This is a genomic window from Mesorhizobium sp. CO1-1-8, assembly GCF_020164875.1.
GTDB lineage: Bacteria > Pseudomonadota > Alphaproteobacteria > Rhizobiales > Rhizobiaceae > Mesorhizobium.
On the sequence record NZ_JAIUGZ010000004.1, the window covers coordinates 472,130 to 493,272 of the forward strand.

A 21,143-nucleotide genomic window follows, 5' to 3' on the forward strand; every position below is an offset into this window, starting at 1 on the left:
TTTCTCAGGCGGCGCGGGCGGCAAGGGGCGCCGCGACCAGCCTGGTACCATCGTGGCCTGATATGTCGGCTTCGACGATCTCACCCGGTGCGCCCGTGCCGAGTGCGGCAAGCGTAAAACCCTCGGTGCGGCCAAGGCCGTCGCGCTCGATCAGGATCGACTGACGCGTACCAGTGAGCGACGACAGATGCCTGATATACGAAACTTCACCGGCGGCGCGCAGCCGGGCGGCGCGCTGTTTGACCACCTCGCGGCGGAGTTGCGGCATGCGCGCGGCGGGCGTGCCTTCGCGTGGGCTGAAGGGGAAGACGTGGAGATGGGTCAGGCCACACTCCTCGACAATCTTCTCCGAGTTCTCGAACATTTCATCGGTCTCGGTCGGGAAGCCGGCGATGATGTCGGCGCCAAAGACGATACCGGGGCGCAGCTTGCGCACATCCTCGCAGAAGCGGATCGACTGATCGCGCAGATGGCGGCGCTTCATCCGCTTCAGGATCATGTCGTCGCCCGATTGCAGGGACAGATGCAGATGCGGCATCAGCCTGGGCTCGGTGGCGATGGCGTCGAGCAAATCCTCGTCAGCTTCGATCGAATCGATCGACGACAGCCGCAGCCGCTTCACGTCGGGCACCTGTTTCAGGATCGTCTTCACCAGTTTGCCAAGCTTCGGCGCGCCCGGCAGGTCGGAGCCGAATGACGTCATGTCGACGCCGGTCAGCACGATCTCGGCATAGCCGTTTCCGGCGAGCCGCTTGACCTGCTCGACCACGGCTCCCATCGGCACCGAGCGCGAATTGCCGCGGCCGTAGGGAATGATGCAGAAGGTGCAGCGGTGGTCGCAGCCATTCTGCACCTGGACGAAGGCGCGCGCGCGGCCCTCGATGGCGTCGACCATGTGACCCGCGGTCTCGCGCACGGAAAAAATGTCGTTGACGCGCGCCTTCTCGGTGTCGTTGACGCCGAAATCCGGCAGCGCGCGATAGGAATTCGCGTTCAGCTTCTCTTCATTGCCAAGCACGAGATCGACCTCGTCCATGGCGGCAAATTTTTCAGGCTCGGTCTGCGCGGCGCAGCCGGTGACGATGATGCGGGCTCGCGGGTTGTCGCGGCGCGCCTTGCGGATCGCCTGCTTGGCCTGGCGCACTGCTTCGCCTGTCACGGCGCAGGTGTTGAAGATCACGGCGCCACCTTCCAGCGCGCCCAGGCCGGCACTTTCAGCCTCGCGCCGCATCACCTCAGATTCATAGGTGTTGAGCCGGCAACCGAAGGTGACGACATCGATCCCCTGGGACATCGGGCTCTTGGGCAGAGCGGACATCAGGCCGCGCTTTCGGTGTCGCGGGCCCATGTCCCGACGGACGGGTCGAAGCTGCCGGAAAATTCCCATTCGGCGGCGCCGGTCAGGACCACGTGGTCATCGTCGCGCCATTCGACATGCAGCCTACCGCCGCCGGGGGTCAGCAGGCTGACGCTGCGGCTGGTCCGGTTGGTGCGGGCCGCGGCCACGACAGCGGCGCAGGAGGCCGAGCCGCAGGCCTTGGTCAGGCCGGCGCCGCGCTCCCAGGTGCGGATGATCATGGTTTCGGGCGAAGTAACCTGAGCGATGGTGATGTTGGCTCGCTCGGGGAACATCGGGTGGTTCTCAAGCAGCGGACCGAAGCGTTCGAGCTCATAGGACCAGACGTCGCGGTCGACCCAGAAGATCGCGTGCGGGTTGCCCATCGAGACGACCGAGGGCGAATGCAGCACCGGTGCGTCGATCGGCCCGATCTGCAGCTCGATCATGCGGGTGTCACGGAATTCCTGGGCCAGCGGGATATCCTGCCAGCCGAAGCGCGGCGTGCCCATGTCGACCGAGATCGAACCGTCGGGGTGTTCGCGCGCATTGAGGATGCCCGCCACGGTTTCGAAGGTGAAGATTTTCTGGCCGGTCTCGGCGGCGAGCGCCTGGACGACGCAGCGCATGCCATTGCCGCAGGCCTGCGCACCGGTTCCGTCGGAGTTCACAATGTCGATAAAAAAGGCGGTGCCCGGCGTCCTGGCGTCATGGATCGCCATTATCTGGTCGAAGCTGGTCGCGGCGTCGGCGTTCAGCGCAATCGCCGCCGCCGCCGTCACCCGATCGGCACGGCCACGCATATCGGCAACGATGATCTCGTTGCCGATGCCGTTCATCTTGGCGAAAGGGGCAGTGCTGGCCATTGCTCCGAGAAATTCCGTGTCCGTTTGGCGCTATATGGCGGAAACGGGCAGGAATTACCAGTGCGCAGCCGCTTGGTCACGGCGAAAGCGCCGGACTTACGTGACGGCGAAAATGCCCAGCACCACCAGCAGGAAGATGATCAGAACGATGCCGATAAGGATGCGCGCACCGGTGGCGGCGGCACCTGCCAGTGCCGGCATGCCGAGCAGGCTCGCCGCCGCAGCGACGATCAGCAGAATGATGATCCATTTGAGCATGGCAATGCCTCGCAAACCGACAGATTTTTCAACCACTTGAAAACGCGGTTGCCGCGCTTGGGTTCCGTCGAAACCGATGCGGATCAGGGCGCTATGTGCTCCGGCACGTCCCAGACCTCGCCTGGCCGCAAGGCGCGGAAGCGCTCGCGCGGGATGCCTTCATCGTCAAGCGCCTCGGTCAATTTGCGCGCCGGCTCGTCGATCGGCTCGTTGGTGAGCTGGAAGGTGCCCCAGTGACAGCCGGCGGCATGGGCGGCATTGCACAGTCTCATGCCTTGCACGGCTTCACCAGGATTCTGGTGCTGCGGCGCCATGAACCAGCGCGGCTCATAGGCACCGATCGGCAGGATGGCGAAGCGGAAACCGCCATGTTTGTCGGCCATCAGCCGGTAGTTGATGCCCTCGTGGAAGCCGGTGTCGCCGGCGAAATAGAGCTTGCTGTCGGGCGTTTCGACGACGAAGCCGGCCCAGAGCGCCATGCGCCGGTCTCGGGCACCGCGCGCCGACCAGTGATGCACCGGCTCGACATGGACGGCCGCGCCATTGCCGATCTCGACCCTGTCGCCCCAGTCATGCGCCGATAGCCGCATGCCGGGCATGGCGGCTTCGATGATGGCGTCGTTGCCGAGCGGGGTGAGCACCAGCGGGTCGTGGCCGGCCTTCAGCCGCTTCAACGTGGCGAGGTCGAGATGGTCGTAATGGTTGTGGCTGACCAGCACGAGGTCGATCGGCGGCAGATCGGCAAAGGCGATGCCTGGCGCATTGATGCGTTTTGGTCCGGCGAAGGAAAGCGGCGACGCGCGCAGCGACCACACCGGATCGGTGAGGATGTTCAGACCGGCCGTCTGGACCAGCAAGGTGGAATGACCAACCATCGTCACTTCCAGCGCGGCGCCCTCGACCCTTGTCGCCGGCTTTGCCTGCGGAAAGGGGCTTGGATCGCTCGCCGGCCATTTCGAGCGCTGGCCATTCAACTGCCATTTCAGCAGGTCGGCGAAACGGCCGGGTGGCTGGCCGTCGGGATTGAAGAACAATGCGCCGTCGAAATGGTCGCTGGGCGGGCCGCTGTAATAGCGATTGGCGGCAGTCCTTCTCGCGGCCAATTTTGCGGCTCCAGCAGGGTTTCGTTTTCCAGACATAGGCGCTAAGGCGGCTCGCGCAAGCGTCCAATCGCCGAATGTCAGCGCTGCACCGCGTTGACCGGATTCCCAGGCGCGACAAGCGGTCAGCCGTCGCGATTGTGATAAAATTGCAACAATTCTTGCTGCAAACTGTATTTTAACCATATCGGGTTGAAATTTCGCCACCTTCTCCATCTTGGTGGGGGTGAGATTGTGCGGACGGCTTCCCCCCAGCCGGATCCGACGGAGGTTGGAATGACTTTTTCGAAAACCGGTCTGGTGGCCGTATCGTTGGCGGCGCTCGTTGCGAGCGGCTGTTCGACCTCACGTTTTTCCTCGATGGAGGACCAGCAGCCGGCACCGCTGGAGGCCGCGCCCGCCGGCAAGGTGACGGCGAACCAACTGCCGCCGCCGGCATCGCCCGGCACCACCGACCCGTCGCAATTCCCGACCGCTCCTGCGAACACGCAGGTCGCGGCGCTGCCTTCGGACGGTTCGGCGCCAGCCGGCGCTTCGGACGTGACCGCCGCCAGCGTCGCCGGTGTCTGGAACGCCAGCGTTGCAGGCCAGAGCTGCAAGGTGGCGACACCGCAGACCAAATTCGGCGCCGGCTTCCGCGCCGGGCCGCTGCATTGCCCGGCGCCGATGGACGGCGTCAAGTCGTGGAACGTCGCCGGCAAACAGCTGACGCTCTACGACGAGAGTGGCGGTGCGCTGGCGCGGCTCTATTCCTCGGGCGGCTCGAAATTCGACGGCCAGACTTCCAACGGCCAGCCGATTTCGCTTACAAGGTAGGCTAATGCATGGCGCCCAAAAGTGACCACGGTTTTGGGAGAACGACATGCATAGAAACAAAGACCTAAAGCGGGTCATCTGAATCCGTTCAAACACGCTTTAGTCCTCCGAATGCATGTCGCGCAGAAGTGGCCCGGTTTCGGACAGCGACATGCATAAAAACAAATGACGTGACCGATGCATCTGCGTGACGGCCTCCAGACCCATGCGACCGTCAGGCAGCGCTACGACCATCTGGTGGAAACCGGTACGATCGACCGCGATCCGGCGCAGGAACGGATCGTTGCGGCGCTCGACCGGCTGACCGATGAGATCTCGGCCAAGCGGCTGGCGCATAAGTCGAGCGCGCTGGGCTGGCTGTTTGCCCGCAAGCGCGAGGTCCACGAGGCCGTCAAAGGCCTTTACATCCATGGCGGCGTCGGTCGCGGCAAGACTATGCTGATGGACATGTTCTTCGAGCTTGTGCCGGTACGGCGCAAGCGCCGTGTCCACTTCAACGACTTCATGGCCGACGTGCAGGACCGTATCCAGAAGCACCGGCAGGCGCGCAAGAATGGCGACGTCAGGGAAGACGATCCGATCCCGCCGGTGGCCAAGGCGCTTGCCGAGCAAGCCTGGGTGCTGTGCTTCGATGAGTTCTCGGTTACCGACATTGCTGACGCGATGATCCTGTCCAGGTTGTTTTCGGCGCTGTTTGCCAGCGGCGTGGTGCTGGTCGCCACCTCGAATGTGACGCCGGAAAACCTCTACAGCGACGGGCTGAACCGCCAGCTTTTCCTGCCCTTCATCGGCATACTGGAGCGGCACACGCAGGTGCTGGCGCTCGATGCCGACAAGGACTACCGGCTGGAAAAGCTCGCCCGGACACCGGTCTATGTCACGCCGGCCGATGCGGCGGCGGACCAGCTGCTCGACGAGGCCTGGCAAGCCATGACGCGGAGCGCGCCGACCGCCGAGACATCGATTGCCCTAAAAGGGCGGCAGGTGATCGTGCCGCGTGCGGCGGGCGATGCGGCGCGGTTCTCCTTCGCCGATCTCTGCGAAAAGCCGCTTGGCGCGCGCGATTTCCTGGCGATCGCCGGGCGCTTCTCAACCATTTTCATCGACCATGTCCCGGTGCTCGGCGAAGGCAAGCGCAACGAGGCCAAGCGCTTCATCCTTTTGATCGACACACTCTACGACCATCATGTGCGGCTGGTGGTGAGTGCCGAAGCGCCGCCTCAGCAGCTTTATATGGCCAAGCGCGGCGTTGAGGTGTTCGAGTTCGAGCGCACGGCATCGCGGCTGATCGAGATGCAGAGCCGCGACTGGCTGGAGGATTGGGCCGCGCGGCAAAAGGTGAAGGCGGCGCCCGAAGCCCAGCAGGCGCAGGCTTAGCCGCCGCCCTGAGCCCAATCGTTAAAGCTCATACACATACATGACGAAGCTCTCCGCCGGCCCATGCGGCTCCTTGCGCGACTCATAAAGCGCGCGAGCAGCACCATTGTCAGGCTCGGTGCCGACCCAGGCTTCCTCGCAGCCATTCTCTCTGCCGATTGCGAACATGGCGTCGAGCATTTTTCGAGCGATGCCATGGCGCTGGAAGGCGGGCGAGACGCCGACCTCATCAATGTAAAGCTCGCTGACCTTGTCGGGATGGCGATGGATGACAGCGGCGCATTGCCCGACGACCACGCCATCGGCCAGCGCCACGATCATGAAATGGCCGGATTCCCTGAGATAGGATGCCAGCCGATCCGGCCTGACCGGCTCGTCGAACACGTCATCGGCGACCCGCATCACAAGGGCGTCATCACCCGGGTGTAGCCTTACGATTTCCATTTTCATTGTGTAAATTCCCGCCAGTCGGCTTACAAACTTTGACGTTTACGTAAGTCCCAGCCACTCTAACCGATTGAAAATGCTCACTCCAAAATAATCGTTTGAATTTATATCGCACCGGGGCTATTGGGTGCGGCGAAAATTCGCGGTTCCCCGCAGCATTCCGGCCTCTTCTTCGACGCCGCCATCAAGTCATCAGAGATTTGAGACGTCGTCACCGACAAAGGGAAAACATCCTCACATGGCACGCAACAAGATAGCGCTTATCGGCTCTGGCATGATCGGCGGCACGCTCGCTCACATGATCGGCCTCAAGGACCTCGGCGACGTGGTGCTGTTCGATATTGCCGAAGGTATCCCGCAGGGCAAGGGGCTCGATATCGCGCAGTCGTCGCCTGTCGATGGCTTCGACTCCAGGCTTACCGGCATCAATGACTATGCCGGCATCGAAGGCACCGACGTCTGCATCGTCACCGCCGGCGTGCCGCGCAAGCCCGGCATGAGCCGCGACGACCTTCTGGGCATCAACCTCAAGGTCATGGAGCAGGTCGGCGCCGGGCTGAAGAAGTATGCGCCGAAGGCCTTCGTCATCTGCATCACAAACCCGCTCGATGCCATGGTCTGGGCGCTGCAGAAGTTCTCAGGCCTGCCCAACAGCCATGTCGTCGGCATGGCCGGCGTGCTCGATAGCGCGCGCTTCCGTTATTTCCTGGCCGAGGAATTCAAGGTCTCGGTCGAGGACGTCACCGCCTTCGTGCTCGGCGGCCACGGTGATTCCATGGTGCCGATGATCCGCTATTCGACGGTATCGGGCATTCCGCTGCCCGACCTCATCAAGATGGGCTGGACCTCGAAGGAGAAGCTCGACCAGATCGTGCAGCGCACCCGCGATGGCGGCGCCGAGATCGTCGGCCTGCTCAAGACCGGCTCGGCCTACTACGCGCCGGCTGCTTCGGCGATCTCGATGGCCGAAGCCTATCTCAAGGACAAGAAGCGGGTCCTGCCCTGCGCGGCGTATCTCTCCGGCCAGTATGGCGTCAAGAACACCTATGTCGGCGTTCCCGTGGTGATAGGCGCCGGCGGCGTCGAGCGCATCATCGAGATCGAGCTCAACAAGAGCGAGCAGAAGATGTTCGACTCCTCCGTGGCGACGGTGCAGGGCCTGACCGAGGCCTGCGTCAAGATCGCGCCGCAACTCGCCTCCAAATGAATCTCCAGTAAGTGAACCCCCAGTCGATCCGGAGACCATCCAGATGAACATCCATGAGTATCAGGGCAAGGCGCTGCTGAAGAGCTTTGGCGCGCCGGTGGCCGAAGGCGTGCCGGTATTCAAGGCGAGCGAAGCGGAAGCCGCCGCCAAGGCGCTGCCGGGCCCGCTCTATGTGGTGAAGAGCCAGATCCATGCCGGCGGCCGCGGCAAGGGCAAATTCAGCGAGCTCGGCCCGGACGCCAAGGGCGGTGTGCGGCTGGCCAAGTCGGTGGCCGACGTCGTCGCCAACGCCAATGAGATGCTGGGCAACACGCTGGTGACCAAGCAGACCGGTCCGGCCGGCAAGCAGGTCAACCGCCTCTATATCGAGGACGGCGCCGACATTGAACGCGAGCTCTATCTGTCGATCCTGGTCGACCGTTCGGTCGGCCGCATCGCCTTCGTCGTCTCGACCGAGGGCGGCATGGACATCGAAGCGGTCGCCCATGACACGCCCGAAAAGATCATCACCGTCGCCATCGATCCGGAAAAAGGCGTCACGTCGGCCGATCTGAAAGCGCTCAACGGCGCGCTCAAGCTCGACGGCGACGCCGCCAAGGACGGCGATACGCTGTTCCCGATCCTCTACAAGGCCTTCGTCGAGAAGGACATGAGCCTGCTCGAGGTCAATCCGCTGATCGTCATGAAGAACGGCCGGCTGCGCGTGCTCGACGCGAAAGTGTCGTTCGACAACAACGCGCTGTTTCGCCATCCCGACGTGCTCGAACTGCGCGACACCACGGAAGAGGACGAGAAGGAAATCGAGGCGTCGAAATACGACCTCGCCTATGTCGCGCTCGACGGCAATATCGGCTGCATGGTCAACGGCGCCGGCCTTGCCATGGCGACGATGGACATCATCAAGCTCTATGGCGCCGAGCCCGCCAACTTCCTTGATGTCGGCGGCGGCGCGTCGAAGGAGAAGGTGACGGCGGCGTTCAAGATCATCACCAGGGATCCGGCGGTCAAAGGCATCCTGATCAACATCTTCGGCGGCATCATGAAGTGCGACATCATTGCCGAGGGCGTCATCGCCGCAGTCAAGGAAGTCGGGCTGGAAGTGCCGCTGGTGGTGCGCCTGGAAGGCACCAATGCCGAGCTCGGCAAGAAGATCATCAACGACAGCGGCTTGAACGTGGTGTCGGCCGATGATCTCGACGATGCGGCCAAGAAGATCGTGGCGGCGGTGAAGGGCTGATCTGGTGCCTCCGCACAAGATAAACCTGGTCGAGGCGGCGGACGCGAAGATCAATAAGGTCTTCGACCCGCACATCGCCGGCGACGTCAACGAAGCCCAGGTCAAGATCGCCAAGTTCGGCGACGTCTTCGACTGGCACGCGCATGACAATGAGGACGAAGCCTTTCTCGTGCTGCGCGGCCGCATCGCCATCGACTTTCGCGACGGCACGGTGGAGCTCTCCAGCGGCGAATTGATCGTCGTGCCGCGCGCCGTCGAGCATCGCCCGCGCTCGCTCAGCGAAGAACCCGTCGTGCTGATGTTCGAGCCGGCGACCACACTCAACACCGGCAACGCCAAGAGCGACCTCACCGTCGCCGATTTGAAGCGGCTCTGACCGTGCCTTCCTCGATCAACAGTTTTTAGAAAAGGGCTCCGATGTCCATTCTCGTCGACAAGAACACCAAGGTGCTGGTGCAGGGCCTGACCGGCAAGACCGGCACGTTCCACACCGAGCAGGCGCTGGCCTATCACGGCACCAAGATGGTGGGTGGCATCCATCCCAAGAAGGGCGGCGAGACGTGGACCGGCACCAAGGGCGAGAGCCTGCCGATCTTCGCCACCGTCGCCGAGGGCAAGGCAAAGACCGGCGCCAACGCGTCCGTCGTCTATGTGCCGCCGGCGGGTGCCGCCGAAGCGATCCTGGAAGCCATCGAGGCCGAAATCCCGCTGATCATCTGCATTACCGAAGGCATACCGGTGATGGACATGATCAGGGTCAAGGCGAGGCTCGACCGCTCGACCTCGCGGCTGATCGGCCCGAACTGCCCGGGCGTGCTCACCCCCAATGAATGCAAGATCGGCATCATGCCCGGAAACATCTTCCGCAAGGGCTCGGTCGGCGTTGTTTCGCGGTCGGGAACGCTTACCTATGAGGCTGTGTTCCAGACCACCAATGTCGGCCTCGGCCAGACCACCGCCGTCGGTATCGGCGGCGACCCCGTCAAAGGCACCGAGTTCATTGACGTGCTCGAGATGTTCCTCGCCGACGACGAGACCAAGTCGATCATCATGATCGGCGAGATCGGCGGTTCGGCCGAGGAAGACGCCGCGCAGTTCCTCAAGGACGAAGCCAAGCGTGGCCGCAAGAAACCGATGGCCGGCTTCATCGCCGGGCGCACGGCGCCGGCTGGCCGCACCATGGGTCATGCGGGCGCGGTCATTTCGGGCGGCAAGGGCGGTGCGGAAGACAAGATCGCGGCGATGGAATCGGCCGGGATAAAAGTTTCGCCGTCGCCGGCAAGGCTGGGCACGACCTTGGTCGAGGCGATCAAGGGTTAAGTGAGTAGTAAGTAGCGAATAGGGAAAACAGAGTAGCGGCGCGATCACAGGGCAATCCCTACTCGCTATTCACTACTCCCTATTCGCTCCAAACAGGAGACGGAGCCGGGCTCCGCGGACAAAAATGGCAAGACAAGATCAGGCCAACGACCAATTTTCGCTCACCTCTTTCCTTTACGGCGGCAACGCCGACTATATCGACGCGCTCTATGCCGCCTATGAGGAGGATCCAGCCTCGGTCAATCCTGAATGGCAGGAGTTCTTCGCCGGGCTGAAGGACGATGCCGGCGATGTGCGCAGGAATGCCAAGGGCGCGTCATGGGCCAAGCCGTCCTGGCCGCTGCAGGCCAATGGCGAACTGGTGTCGGCGCTCGACGGCAATTGGGGCATCGTCGAGAAGACGATCGAAAAGAAGGTCAAGGACAAGGCGGTCACCAACGGCGTCGTCCTGTCCGATGCCGACGTGCACCAGGCGACGCGCGATTCGGTGCGCGCCATCATGATGATCCGTGCCTACCGCATGCGCGGCCATCTGCACGCCAATCTCGACCCGCTCGGCATCGCCAAGCCGCTCGAGGATTACAACGAGCTGTCGCCGGAGAATTACGGCTTCACCGAAGCCGATTACGACCGGCCGATCTTCCTCGACAATGTGCTCGGGCTTGAATTCGGCAGCATCCGGCAGATGCTGGAAATCCTGACCCGCACCTATTGCTCGACGCTCGGCGTCGAGTTCATGCATATTTCCGATCCCGAGGAAAAGGCCTGGATCCAGGCCCGCATTGAAGGCGCCGACAAGGAGATCACCTTCACCGCCACCGGCAAGAAGGCGATCCTGCAGAAGCTGGTCGAGGCCGAAGGCTTCGAGCAGTTCATCGACGTCAAGTACAAGGGCACCAAGCGCTTCGGCCTCGATGGCAGTGAAGCGCTGATCCCGGCGCTGGAGCAGATCGTCAAGCGCGGCGGCCAGCTCGGCATGAAGGAGATCGTGCTCGGCATGGCGCATCGCGGCCGGCTGAACGTGCTCTCCCAGGTGATGGCCAAGCCGCATCGCGCCATCTTCCACGAGTTCAAGGGCGGCTCGGCCGCACCCGACGAGGTCGAGGGCTCGGGCGACGTCAAGTACCATCTCGGCGCTTCGTCGGACCGCGAGTTCGACGGCAACAAGGTGCATCTGTCGCTGACCGCTAATCCCTCGCATCTGGAGATCGTCGATCCGGTGGTGATGGGCAAGGCGCGCGCCAAGCAGGATTATCTGTTCGGCCGCAGCCGCGAGGAGATCGTGCCGCTGGAAGAGCGCGCCAAGGTGCTGCCGCTGCTCTTGCACGGCGACGCCGCCTTTGCCGGCCAGGGCGTGATTGCCGAAATCCTCGGCCTGTCGGGCCTGCGCGGCCACCGCGTCGCCGGTACGCTGCATTTCATCATCAACAACCAGATCGGCTTCACCACCAACCCGCGCTTCTCGCGCTCGTCGCCCTATCCGTCCGACGTCGCCAAGATGATCGAGGCGCCGATCTTCCACGTCAATGGCGACGACCCGGAAGCCGTGGTGCACGCCACCAAGGTGGCGATCGAATTCCGCATGAAGTTCTTCAAGCCTGTCGTGGTCGACATGTTCTGCTATCGCCGCTTCGGCCACAATGAAGGCGACGAGCCGGCCTTCACCCAGCCGATCATGTACCGCAACATCCGCACCCACAAGACGACCGTGCAGATCTACGGCGAGCGCCTCATCGCCGAGGGTCACATCAGCCAGGCTGAGCTCGACCAGCTCAAGGCCGACTGGCGGGCGCATCTGGAATCCGAATGGGAAGTCGGCCAGCACTACAAGCCCAACAAGGCCGATTGGCTGGACGGCGCCTGGTCGGGCCTGCGCACCGCCGACAACCAGGATGAACAGCGGCGCGGCAAGACCGCCGTGCCGGTCAAGACGCTGAAGGAAATCGGCAAGAAGCTGACCGAGGTGCCGAAGGATTTCGAGGCGCACAAGACGATCATCCGCTTCCTCGAAAACCGCCGCCAGGCGATCGAGTCCGGCGAAGGCATCGACTGGTCGACAGCCGAGGCGCTGGCTTTCGGCGCCATCCTGCTCGACGGCAATCCGATCCGCCTGTCGGGGCAGGATTCCGAACGCGGCACCTTCTCGCAGCGCCATTCCGTGCTCTACGACCAGCGCGACGAAACCCGCTACATCCCGCTCAACAATCTGTCGGCGGCGCAGGCCGGCTACGAAGTCATCAACTCGATGCTGTCGGAAGAGGCGGTGCTTGGCTTCGAATATGGCTACAGCCTGGCCGAGCCGAAGGCGCTGACGCTCTGGGAAGCGCAGTTCGGCGACTTCGCCAACGGCGCCCAGGTGGTGTTCGACCAGTTCATCTCGTCGGGCGAACGCAAGTGGCTCAGAATGTCGGGCCTCGTGTGCCTGTTGCCGCATGGCTATGAAGGCCAGGGTCCGGAACATTCCTCGGCCCGGCTCGAACGCTTCCTGCAGCTTTGCGCCGAAGACAACATGCAAGTGGCCAATTGCACGACGCCGGCCAACTACTTCCACATCCTGCGCCGGCAGCTGAAGCGCGACTTCCGCAAGCCTCTGATCCTGATGACGCCGAAGTCGCTGCTGCGCCATAAGCGGGCAGTGTCGACGCTGCCGGAAATTTCGGGCGAAAGCTCGTTCCACCGGCTGCTGTGGGACGATGCGCAGCTGCTTTCCGGCCAGGCCATCAAGCTGGTCAAGGATTCAAAGATCCGCCGCGTCGTGCTGTGTTCGGGCAAGGTCTATTACGACCTCTATGAGGAGCGCGAGAAGCGCGGCATCAACGACATCTATCTGCTGCGCGTCGAGCAGCTTTATCCGTTCCCGGCCAAGGCGCTGATCACCGAACTGTCGCGGTTCCGCAATGCCGAGATGGTGTGGTGCCAGGAGGAGCCCAAGAACATGGGCGCCTGGTCGTTCATCGACCCGTATCTGGAATGGGTGCTGGCGCATATCGACGCCAAGCATCAGCGGGTGCGCTACACCGGCCGTCCGGCCGCCGCCTCGCCGGCGACCGGGTTGATGTCGAAGCATCTCGCCCAGCTCGCCGCCTTGCTCGAAGACGCGCTTGGTGAATAGAGAAGATCTGGGCGAACAACAGAACCGAAAGAAAACGGACAGGCACAATGGCTACCGAAATCCGCGTTCCCACTCTCGGCGAATCCGTCACTGAAGCGACCGTCGGCAAATGGTTCAAGAAGGTCGGCGACACGATCGCCGCCGATGAACCGCTGGTCGAACTCGAGACCGACAAGGTGACGGTGGAGGTGCCTGCCGCCGCCGCCGGCACGCTGGGTGAGATCACCGTCAAGGAAGGTGAGACGGTCGGTGTCGGCGCGCTGCTGGGTTCGATTTCGGCAGGCGGCGCGGCCGCTGCTCCGGCGACCAAGCCGCAAGCCGTGTCGCAGGCCTCGTCGCCGGATGCGGCATCGACCGGCAAGCAGGCCGCGGCCGAGACCGCCAAGATCGCTGGCGACGCCGGTCCGGTCGAGCCGCGCACCACGCCACCGGCACCGGCCGCGGCGAAGCTGATCGCCGAAAGCAATCTCTCGGTCGACCAGATCTCCGGTTCGGGAAAGCGTGGCCAGGTGCTGAAGGGCGACGTGCTCGACGCCCTCTCCAAGGGCGCGCCGTCGCAGCCGGCCGAGACGCCGAAAGCAGCACCTGCACCGGTTGCCGTGCGTGCGCCGTCCTCGGGCGACGACGCTTCGCGCGAGGAGCGCGTGCGCATGACCAAATTGCGCCAGACCATCGCGCGCCGCCTCAAGGAAGCGCAGTCGACCGCCGCCATGCTGACCACCTTCAACGAGGTCGACATGTCAGCGGTGATGGCGCTGCGCACCAAATACAAGGACGTTTTCGAGAAGAAGCACGGCGTGAAGCTCGGCTTCATGGGCTTCTTCACCAAGGCCGTCACCCACGCGCTGAAGGAAATCCCTTCGGTCAATGCCGAGATCGACGGCACCGACATCATCTTCAAGAATTATGCCCATATCGGCGTCGCCGTCGGCACCGAGAAGGGTCTTGTCGTGCCGGTCGTGCGCAATGCCGACCAGATGTCGATCGCCGAGATCGAGAAGGATATCGGCCGCCTGGGCATCGCCGCGCGCGACGGCAAGCTGTCGGTCGCCGACATGCAGGGCGGCACCTTCACCATTTCCAATGGCGGCGTCTACGGCTCACTGATGTCGACGCCGATCCTCAACGCGCCGCAGTCGGGCATCCTCGGCATGCACAAGATCCAGGACCGGCCCGTGGTGGTCGGCGGCCAGATCGTGATCCGGCCGATGATGTACCTGGCGCTGAGCTACGATCACCGCATCGTCGACGGCAAGGAAGCGGTGACCTTCCTGGTGCGCGTCAAGGAAAGCCTGGAGGATCCGGAACGGTTGGTGCTCGATCTGTGATCGGGCCGGTATCGCTGTGAGCGGCTGGTTGGATGCCATACGCCGATTTTTTCGACGTGGACGCGTCTGGCTTCTCTCCGATTTACCTCCGGTCGTTTCGCCTGCAGATTGGGATGTCTCCGAAGTGAGCAGCAATCTCGGCGTCTTCGCTCTCAGCGATGCCGAGATGGCGGAGCGGAAGATTACTGTCATCACAATTGGGCAGCTTGAGCTCCCGACGGGCGAAATCATCGCCTGCGATCCCCTGATCACCGGGCTGGGACGGCCTGCGTTTAGCCGTAAGGTGAAGCCGGGACGCTATCCGGTCATTCTGCTTCAGGCGCAGGGGCGCATTGCCGCGGCGGTCTTGCGGTTTGGCTCCGGCGTGCCGGCACGCTGGGAATTGGCCACCTTCGCTAGTGATCGCCCACCAGTCTATAAGTCTGAATTTTTGGAATTTATAGTCGATGACGCGGTGGCATCTTTCATGGACAAGTCGGTCCTCACTCTGATGATCGACCTGGAGGAACTCGATGACTTTCTTGCGGACGTTGCGTGGTCCCTCAACAGGTTTGGCATGGAAAATCCGATTGATGGGAACCCGCTCAATGTCGCCATGTTCGACACGGGCTTCGGTGACGGGGGGTATCGGTCCTTCTGGGGATTGGACGCTGCCGGCGAGCCGCTGGTCTTGATGACCGATTTCGAGGTGCTCGAAAACGCCGATGGCCGAGAGGGCGACCGGGCCAATTGATGACAAACGTCGCTTCGCCAATGATCGGATTCATGGCCGGATTTGCGGCTTTTCTCGCGGTGAGTTCCGTAGCGAGAGCTGCCTGCCCGATCGAGCTCGCCGTTTATGGCGACGCCCAGAGCGGCAGTGAGATCGATTTTACCCCGACCGGTACCTCGGCGACCGTCACCAACAGCTTCCGCATGATCCTCGACAACAATGTGGTGCTGAACGGCATCGTCATGTGGAACGAAGGCGTGGCGCGGCCGAATGGCGCGCTGATGTACAAATGCCCCGAGGGCGACGTCACCGGCGATGAGCTTGCCGCCTGCACGCCCTGGCATGGTGTCCTCTATACGTCGGACGACAAGGGCAGCATCGGGCTGCTGCCAGCCGAAGGTATCGAGGCGCCGAAGGCGCTGATCCTGCCGGATCTCGGGCCAGCGTTGCGCCAATCCAGCGCCTATGGCGGCAGCGGGTTCTCGAAGGTGCCATGGGATGTGTTTACCTTGAAGGGATGCCAGGAATGAACGCGACGCAAAAAGTGCTGCTGGTCACCGGCGGCGGGCGCGGCATCGGCGCCGCGATCTGCCGGCTGGGCTCGAAGGCCGGTTACCGCGTCGCGGTGAACTATGCCTCGAACAAGACTGCCGCCGACGCGCTGGTCGCCGAGATCAAGGCGGCCGGCGGCGAAGCTTTCGCGGTCAAGGGCGATGTCGGCAAGGAGTCCGATATCGTGGCCATGTTCGGCGCCGTCGATCGGGCCTATGGCCGGCTCGATGCCTTCGTCAACAATGCGGGCATCGTCGACGTCAAGGCACGGGTCGACGAGATGGATGTGGCGCGGCTGGAGCGCATGATGCGCGTCAATGTCGTCGGCTCGTTCGTCTGCGCCCGCGAGGCGGTGAAGCGCATGTCGACCCGTCATGGCGGGTCGGGTGGATCCATCGTCAACATCTCGTCGGCAGCAGCGACATTGGGCTCGCCGGGCGAATTTGTCGACTATGCCGCCTCCAAGGGTGCCATCGACACATTCACCATCGGGCTCGCCCGTGAGGTGGCGCTGGAAGGCATTCGCGTCAATGCGGTGCGGCCCGGCCTCATCGAGACCGATATCCATGCCTCTGGCGGGCAGCCGGACAGGATAGAGCGGTTCCGCGACATACTGCCGATGAAAAGAGCCGGCACGGCAGATGAGGTCGCCGGCGCGGTCCTCTATCTTCTATCCGATGCCGCGTCCTACACGACGGGCGCAATCCTGAATGTAAGCGGCGGCCGCTGAGCGCTCTCAAGCAGATCGAGCATGATGTTATCCCGAAAACCGCGTCACACTTTTCGGCATCATGCTCAAACAGAAGGACAGTACCATGGCTTATGACGTCGTTATCATCGGATCGGGACCGGGCGGCTATGTCTGCGCGATCAAGGCGGCGCAGCTCGGGCTCAGGGTTGCGGTGGTCGAGAAGAACGCCACCTTCGGCGGGACCTGCCTCAATATCGGCTGCATACCATCCAAGGCGCTGCTCCATGCTTCCGAGATGTTCGCCGAGGCCGGCCATTCCTTTGACACGCTCGGCGTCGAGATATCGGCGCCGAAATTGAACCTGACGAAGATGATGGCGCACAAGGATGCGACGGTGTCATCGAACGTCAACGGCGTCGCCTTCCTGTTCAAGAAGAACAAGATCGACAGCTTTCGCGGCACCGGCAAGGTGGTCGCGGCCGGCAAGGTCTCGGTCACCTCCGAGGACGGTAGAGTCGAGGAGATCGAGACGAAGAACATCGTCATCGCCACCGGCTCGGACGTTGCGGGCATTCCCGGCGTCAAGGTCGACATCGACGAGAAGGTGATCGTGTCGTCGACCGGCGCATTGTCGCTGGACAAGGTGCCGGGCCATCTGGTGGTGGTCGGCGGCGGTGTCATCGGGCTCGAGCTCGGCTCGGTGTGGGCGCGGCTCGGCGCCAAGGTCACCGTGGTCGAATTCCTCGACACCATCCTGGGCGGCATGGACGGCGAGGTCTCCAAGCAGTTTCAGCGGTTGCTGGGCAAACAAGGTTTCGACTTCAAGCTCGGCGCCAAGGTCACCGGCGTCGCCAAGGCCAAGAAGGGTGCCACGGTCACCTTCGAGCCGGTCAAGGGCGGCGCCGCTGAGACCATCGAGGCCGATGCCGTGCTGATCGCCACCGGCCGCCGCGCCTATGCCGACAGTCTCGGGCTGAAGGAAGCCGGCGTCGAGGTCGACGAGCGCGGCCGGGTCAAGACCGATGGCCATCTCAAGACCAATGTCCCCGGCATCTATGCGATCGGCGATGTCATCGCCGGGCCGATGCTGGCGCACAAGGCCGAGGACGAGGGCGTGGCGGTAGCGGAAACCATTGCCGGCCAGGCCGGCCACGTGAACTATGACGTCATTCCCAGCGTCGTCTACACCAGCCCGGAAATCGCCTCGGTCGGCAAGACCGAGGAAGAGCTGAAGAAGGCCGGCATCGACTACAAGGTCGGAAAGTTCCCGTTCAGCGCCAATGGCCGGGCGCGCGCCATGCTGCACACCGACGGTTTTGTGAAGATCCTTGCCGACAAGCAAAGCGACCGCGTGCTCGGCGTGCATATCGTCGGCTTCGGCGCCGGCGAGATGATCCACGAAGCGGCGGTGCTGATGGAGTTCGGCGGCTCGTCCGAGGATCTTGCCCGCACCTGCCACGCGCATCCGACGATGTCGGAGGCGATCAAGGAGGCGGCGCTGGCCACGTTCTTCAAGCCCATTCATATCTAGCGACAAACGAGCGTCAAAACAAAACGGCCCGCTTTTCAGCGGGCCGTTCGTATTTGATATCGAACCGATCAGTTGGCCGGTGCGGCAGGAGCCGGCGCTGGAGCCGGTGCTGGAGCCGGTGCGGGCGCTGGGGCCGGTGCAGGTTCCGCGGGTGCTGACGCTGCCGGAGCAGGTGCCGCGGGAGCCGGTTCGGCTGGCTTCATCGGTTCTGCCGGTGCGGGCGCGGGGGCCGGTGTGCTGGCCGCCGGCGGCTCGGCTGGTGCCGGGTGCTCACCACTTCTTCCGAAAACATAATACGCGACAACCGCCAGAATAACGACGACCAGCGCAATCAGCCAGCCACTACCGCCGCCACCGCTCTGTTTGATGGTGGTGTTGGTGGTGTTGGGATTGAACGGATCGTTTGGATTCGGTGCGTTCGCCATAAAAGTGTCCTCCGTGGATGAAAAATATCAATCAACACCATTCAACGCGCAATCATTGAACTGGTTTCACGCTAGGGTTGGAAAACGCCAAAAACAAGGACAATCCTGCCTGTCCGCAGCCTGAACGGCGTCGTTTCGCCACGCAGCGCACCAAGTTTGCGTCTGCTAAGCTCGAATCAGAGGATTTTGCCGTGACAAATCCGTTAGCGCAGCTTGTCCCAAATCATTGCGATGCTCTCGCCGGAGCCCAGTTCGCACCGCTATGTGCTGGTCACTGAAGGTCTTTCTTTAACCGCACTCAGCGCGGCGGAACGCGCCCTGGGGCGAACACCGCCCTGGATCGGCAGGCTCATGGCGCTGCGCAACCTTGTCGTCAGGCCATTCCGGCTGAAGACCGGCTTGGAACCTGCCGTGTTGCCGCACGGCCGGATCGGGATATTTCCGCTCATCAGCCAGATTTCCGGCAAGGTCGTGCTTGGCATGGACGACCGGCATCTCGATTTCCGTGTCGTGGTCGACGTCAGGGATCTTGGCATGGGCCGGCAGGAAGTGGCTGCATCGACGATCGTCAAGACGCACAATTGGCTCGGGCGGACCTATCTCGCGATCATCATGCCATTTCACCGGATCATCGTTCCGGTGATGCTGGCTCAGATCCTGGCCAAGTAACCCTGCCTTTGTGCATGTCGTTGTCCCAGAACCGCGGCCCACTTCTGGGCGACATGCACTAAAGTCCGACGGGCGTGACCGTGTAACCGGCCTTGCGGAAATCCTCGACGAGGCCTTCGGGGCCGGGAAGGTGGAGGGCGCCGACCGCCATGAAGACGTTGCCCCTGGCAAGGATCGGTTCGGCACGCTCGACCATCACCTTGTTGCGGCTGGTGATCATGGTTTCCTCGAACGCCGCATAGCCTGCGGGGTCGTCCGTGCCTTCCGGCATGGCCACGCGAAACAGCGGCCAGAACATGCCGGTGTCGCCGCGCTGGTAGAGCACGATCATGGTTTCGTTGATGTCGTTGATCTTGTCGCCGAGCTTCAGCGTGTCGACGAGGCCCTTCATGTGAAATGCCAGCGGCAGCGAGGCCATGGCGCGCAGCTGGCTTTCAGCTGTCTCCAATCCTTCCACCGGCTTGCCGGAAGCCTTTGCACCCTCCGCCAGCCTGACATCGAGCACCGGGGCGCCGCCGGATTGGCGGGCCAGTTCGCAGGCCGGCAGTGCCATCATCGCCGAAAGCATCCACGGCTTCATCTTGGCAACGGTCGCTGGCGGGATGCCGCGCGCGTCGAGCGCGGTGTTCATGGCCGCGGCATCGTCCGGCGACAGCAATGACGACAGCGTCGTCGAATCGGTAAACATCATCAGGTCCGGCTCCTTGAGCATCGCGACCATCATCTTCTGCTTGTCGAGCACGTCTGTGGTTTCGATGACGATGGTGCCGGCGGCGTCATAGGCTTTCTGCGCGTCGGGAGGCAGCGTGGTGACGCGGGGGTCGGTCATATGCATGGTGCCGAACAGAAAGGACGGCTTCTCGCCGGGCTTTTCCAGCTTCCACAGCAGGCCTTTGCCGTTCGGCGTCGCGGTGGCTTCCGCTTCGATCTTGCGGTAGGTCGCCGGATCGTTCTTCTGCAAGGCCGACAGCATGTCGGCGCCGGTGCAGGTCGGGATTTCGGCATGCGCCCTGCCGGCCGCGAACAGCAAGACGGCAAGGAAAGACAGGAAAAACAGGACGTTGAGCGCAACAAGCAGCTTCAGCGATATGGACGCTGCGCGGTCGGCGATGGCGATGACGCGTTTCATAATCCTCTTCTAGGACCGAAAAGCGGCAAAACGGTTAATTGGTACTGCGAAATTGAAGGCTTCATGCCCGTGGATGGGCTGATTCGTAAATCTCGAGCAGCCTCGCGGTGTCGACGCCGGTGTAGATCTGCGTCGTCGACAGGCTGGCGTGGCCGAGTAGTTCCTGGATGGTGCGCAGGTCGCCGCCGCGCCCGAGCAGATGCGTGGCGAAGGAATGGCGCAGCGCATGCGGCGTCGCGGTATCGGGCAGGTTGAGCGCCGAGCGCAGCTTGGCCATGTCGCGCTGGACGATGGCCGGATTGAGTGGGCCGCCGCGGGCGCCGCGAAACAACAGGCCCTTGGGGTCGAGATGATAGGGGCAGAGCCGGCGATATTCGGCGATCGCCCTGAGCGCCACCGGCAGAACCGGTACCAGGCGCGTCTTGCCGCCCTTGCCGGTAACGCGCAGCACCGTGTCGGCCGCCGACGCCAGATCGGCGCCGGCAAGGCCAAGTGCCTCGGAAATGCGCAGGCCAGAGCCGTAGAGCAGCGTCAGCACGGCGGCGTTGCGGGCCGCGATCCAGGGTTCTTCCGCCAATTGGCCTTCGACGGAAACGATATGCTTGGCATCGCTTGCCGTCAGCGGCTTGGGCAGTGATTTGGGCTGGCGGGGCGCGCGCAGTGCTGCTGCACCCGCCGCATTGGCGAGGCCGCGCCGCTCGAGGAAACGCAACAGCGAGCGGATGCCGGCCAGCCCGCGGCCAAGCGTGCGAGCACCGGCGCCGGCGTTGCGCCGCGCCGCGAGGAAGCCGCGCAGGTCGGCCGGGCGCAGATTGGCAATGTCCGAAATGCCGGGCGAGCCGCCGCAATGGCCGGTGAGGAAATGCAGGAACTGGCGCGTGTCGCGCTCATAGGCTTCCACCGTCTCAGGGGACAGCCGACGTTCTCGCGCGAGCATCTTCAGCCAGCTTTCGCGTGCCGCCTGGAGATCGGGTTTGGCCGGGATTAGGAATTCCTGCATGGCGTGCTTTCGACCTTTGTTTCATGCATG

20 protein-coding genes are annotated in these 21,143 nt (G+C 63.1%); 13 read left to right on the forward strand and 7 right to left on the reverse strand.

Annotation, left to right across the window (positions count from 1 at the left end; all coding sequences use genetic code 11):
- Positions 1–4: 4 nt before the first annotated feature.
- The 4 genes from mtaB to LB558_RS11325 all read right to left on the reverse strand — a co-directional run bounded on the left by mtaB (position 5) and on the right by LB558_RS11325 (position 3,563).
- Entirely contained in the window at positions 5–1,318 is a 1,314-nt protein-coding gene (mtaB, locus tag LB558_RS11310; protein ID WP_224697624.1) for a tRNA (N(6)-L-threonylcarbamoyladenosine(37)-C(2))-methylthiotransferase MtaB, read from the reverse strand.
- Entirely contained in the window at positions 1,318–2,202 is an 885-nt protein-coding gene (gene dapF, locus LB558_RS11315; protein ID WP_224697625.1) for a diaminopimelate epimerase, read from the reverse strand. Before dapF ends, mtaB begins: the two co-directional genes overlap by 1 nt.
- Before the next feature lie 96 nt (positions 2,203–2,298).
- Complete coding sequence (locus LB558_RS11320) at positions 2,299–2,460, reverse strand: DUF1328 family protein (protein WP_013528842.1); 162 nt, start codon at positions 2,458–2,460, stop codon at positions 2,299–2,301.
- 83 nt (positions 2,461–2,543) lie between these two features.
- Positions 2,544–3,563, reverse strand: a complete 1,020-nt coding sequence (locus LB558_RS11325) for an MBL fold metallo-hydrolase (RefSeq protein ID WP_224697626.1) — start codon at positions 3,561–3,563, stop codon at positions 2,544–2,546.
- 273 nt (positions 3,564–3,836) lie between these two features.
- Here LB558_RS11325 and LB558_RS11330 point away from each other — a divergent pair, with 273 nt between their 5' ends.
- Together LB558_RS11330 and zapE are read left to right on the forward strand one after the other, a co-directional pair.
- Entirely contained in the window at positions 3,837–4,376 is a 540-nt protein-coding gene (locus tag LB558_RS11330) for a protease inhibitor Inh/omp19 family protein (RefSeq protein ID WP_224697627.1), read from the forward strand.
- Positions 4,377–4,553: 177 nt separating this feature from the next.
- Positions 4,554–5,753: a cell division protein ZapE gene (zapE, locus tag LB558_RS11335; RefSeq protein ID WP_224697628.1), complete on the forward strand. Its 1,200-nt coding sequence runs from the start codon at positions 4,554–4,556 to the stop codon at positions 5,751–5,753.
- 21 nt (positions 5,754–5,774) lie between these two features.
- Here the strand turns inward: zapE and LB558_RS11340 are convergent, their stop codons facing one another.
- Positions 5,775–6,203: a GNAT family N-acetyltransferase gene (locus LB558_RS11340; RefSeq protein ID WP_224697629.1), complete on the reverse strand. Its 429-nt coding sequence runs from the start codon at positions 6,201–6,203 to the stop codon at positions 5,775–5,777.
- Between the two features lie 235 nt (positions 6,204–6,438).
- On the opposite strand from LB558_RS11340, the gene mdh reads away from it, so the two are divergent.
- From mdh to LB558_RS11395, 11 genes are all read left to right on the forward strand, one after another.
- Positions 6,439–7,407, forward strand: coding sequence for a malate dehydrogenase (mdh, locus tag LB558_RS11345; RefSeq protein ID WP_224697630.1), 969 nt, complete (start codon positions 6,439–6,441; stop codon positions 7,405–7,407).
- Positions 7,408–7,450: 43 nt separating this feature from the next.
- Entirely contained in the window at positions 7,451–8,644 is a 1,194-nt protein-coding gene (sucC, locus tag LB558_RS11350; protein WP_127260117.1) for an ADP-forming succinate--CoA ligase subunit beta, read from the forward strand.
- A 4-nt stretch (positions 8,645–8,648) separates the two neighbouring features.
- Complete coding sequence (locus tag LB558_RS11355; protein ID WP_224697631.1) at positions 8,649–9,020, forward strand: cupin domain-containing protein; 372 nt, start codon at positions 8,649–8,651, stop codon at positions 9,018–9,020.
- A 41-nt stretch (positions 9,021–9,061) separates the two neighbouring features.
- Positions 9,062–9,964, forward strand: coding sequence for a succinate--CoA ligase subunit alpha (sucD, locus tag LB558_RS11360; RefSeq protein WP_224697632.1), 903 nt, complete (start codon positions 9,062–9,064; stop codon positions 9,962–9,964).
- Positions 9,965–10,088: 124 nt separating this feature from the next.
- The gene (locus LB558_RS11365; RefSeq protein ID WP_224697633.1) at positions 10,089–13,076 is read left to right on the forward strand and encodes a 2-oxoglutarate dehydrogenase E1 component; all 2,988 of its coding nucleotides are present in this window, start codon (positions 10,089–10,091) and stop codon (positions 13,074–13,076) included.
- Between the two features lie 47 nt (positions 13,077–13,123).
- The gene (gene odhB / locus LB558_RS11370; protein WP_224697634.1) at positions 13,124–14,404 is read left to right on the forward strand and encodes a 2-oxoglutarate dehydrogenase complex dihydrolipoyllysine-residue succinyltransferase; all 1,281 of its coding nucleotides are present in this window, start codon (positions 13,124–13,126) and stop codon (positions 14,402–14,404) included.
- A gap of 124 nt (positions 14,405–14,528) precedes the next feature.
- Positions 14,529–15,137, forward strand: coding sequence for a DUF4241 domain-containing protein (locus LB558_RS11375; RefSeq protein WP_224697635.1), 609 nt, complete (start codon positions 14,529–14,531; stop codon positions 15,135–15,137).
- Between the two features lie 32 nt (positions 15,138–15,169).
- The gene (locus LB558_RS11380) at positions 15,170–15,646 is read left to right on the forward strand and encodes a hypothetical protein (protein WP_224697636.1); all 477 of its coding nucleotides are present in this window, start codon (positions 15,170–15,172) and stop codon (positions 15,644–15,646) included.
- Complete coding sequence (locus LB558_RS11385; protein WP_224697637.1) at positions 15,643–16,398, forward strand: SDR family oxidoreductase; 756 nt, start codon at positions 15,643–15,645, stop codon at positions 16,396–16,398. The genes LB558_RS11380 and LB558_RS11385 overlap by 4 nt, the downstream gene beginning before the upstream one ends.
- Positions 16,399–16,483: 85 nt before the next feature.
- Positions 16,484–17,890, forward strand: a complete 1,407-nt coding sequence (lpdA, locus tag LB558_RS11390) for a dihydrolipoyl dehydrogenase (RefSeq protein ID WP_224697638.1) — start codon at positions 16,484–16,486, stop codon at positions 17,888–17,890.
- Between the two features lie 656 nt (positions 17,891–18,546).
- Positions 18,547–18,984, forward strand: a complete 438-nt coding sequence (locus LB558_RS11395) for a DUF2867 domain-containing protein (RefSeq protein WP_224697678.1) — start codon at positions 18,547–18,549, stop codon at positions 18,982–18,984.
- Between the two features lie 58 nt (positions 18,985–19,042).
- Here the strand turns inward: LB558_RS11395 and LB558_RS11400 are convergent, their stop codons facing one another.
- The gene (locus tag LB558_RS11400; RefSeq protein WP_224697639.1) at positions 19,043–20,113 is read right to left on the reverse strand and encodes a TraB/GumN family protein; all 1,071 of its coding nucleotides are present in this window, start codon (positions 20,111–20,113) and stop codon (positions 19,043–19,045) included.
- A gap of 61 nt (positions 20,114–20,174) precedes the next feature.
- On the reverse strand, positions 20,175–21,113 hold the full coding sequence (locus tag LB558_RS11405; protein WP_224697640.1) for a tyrosine recombinase XerC: 939 nt from the start codon (positions 21,111–21,113) through the stop codon (positions 20,175–20,177).
- Positions 21,114–21,143 lie beyond the last annotated feature (30 nt).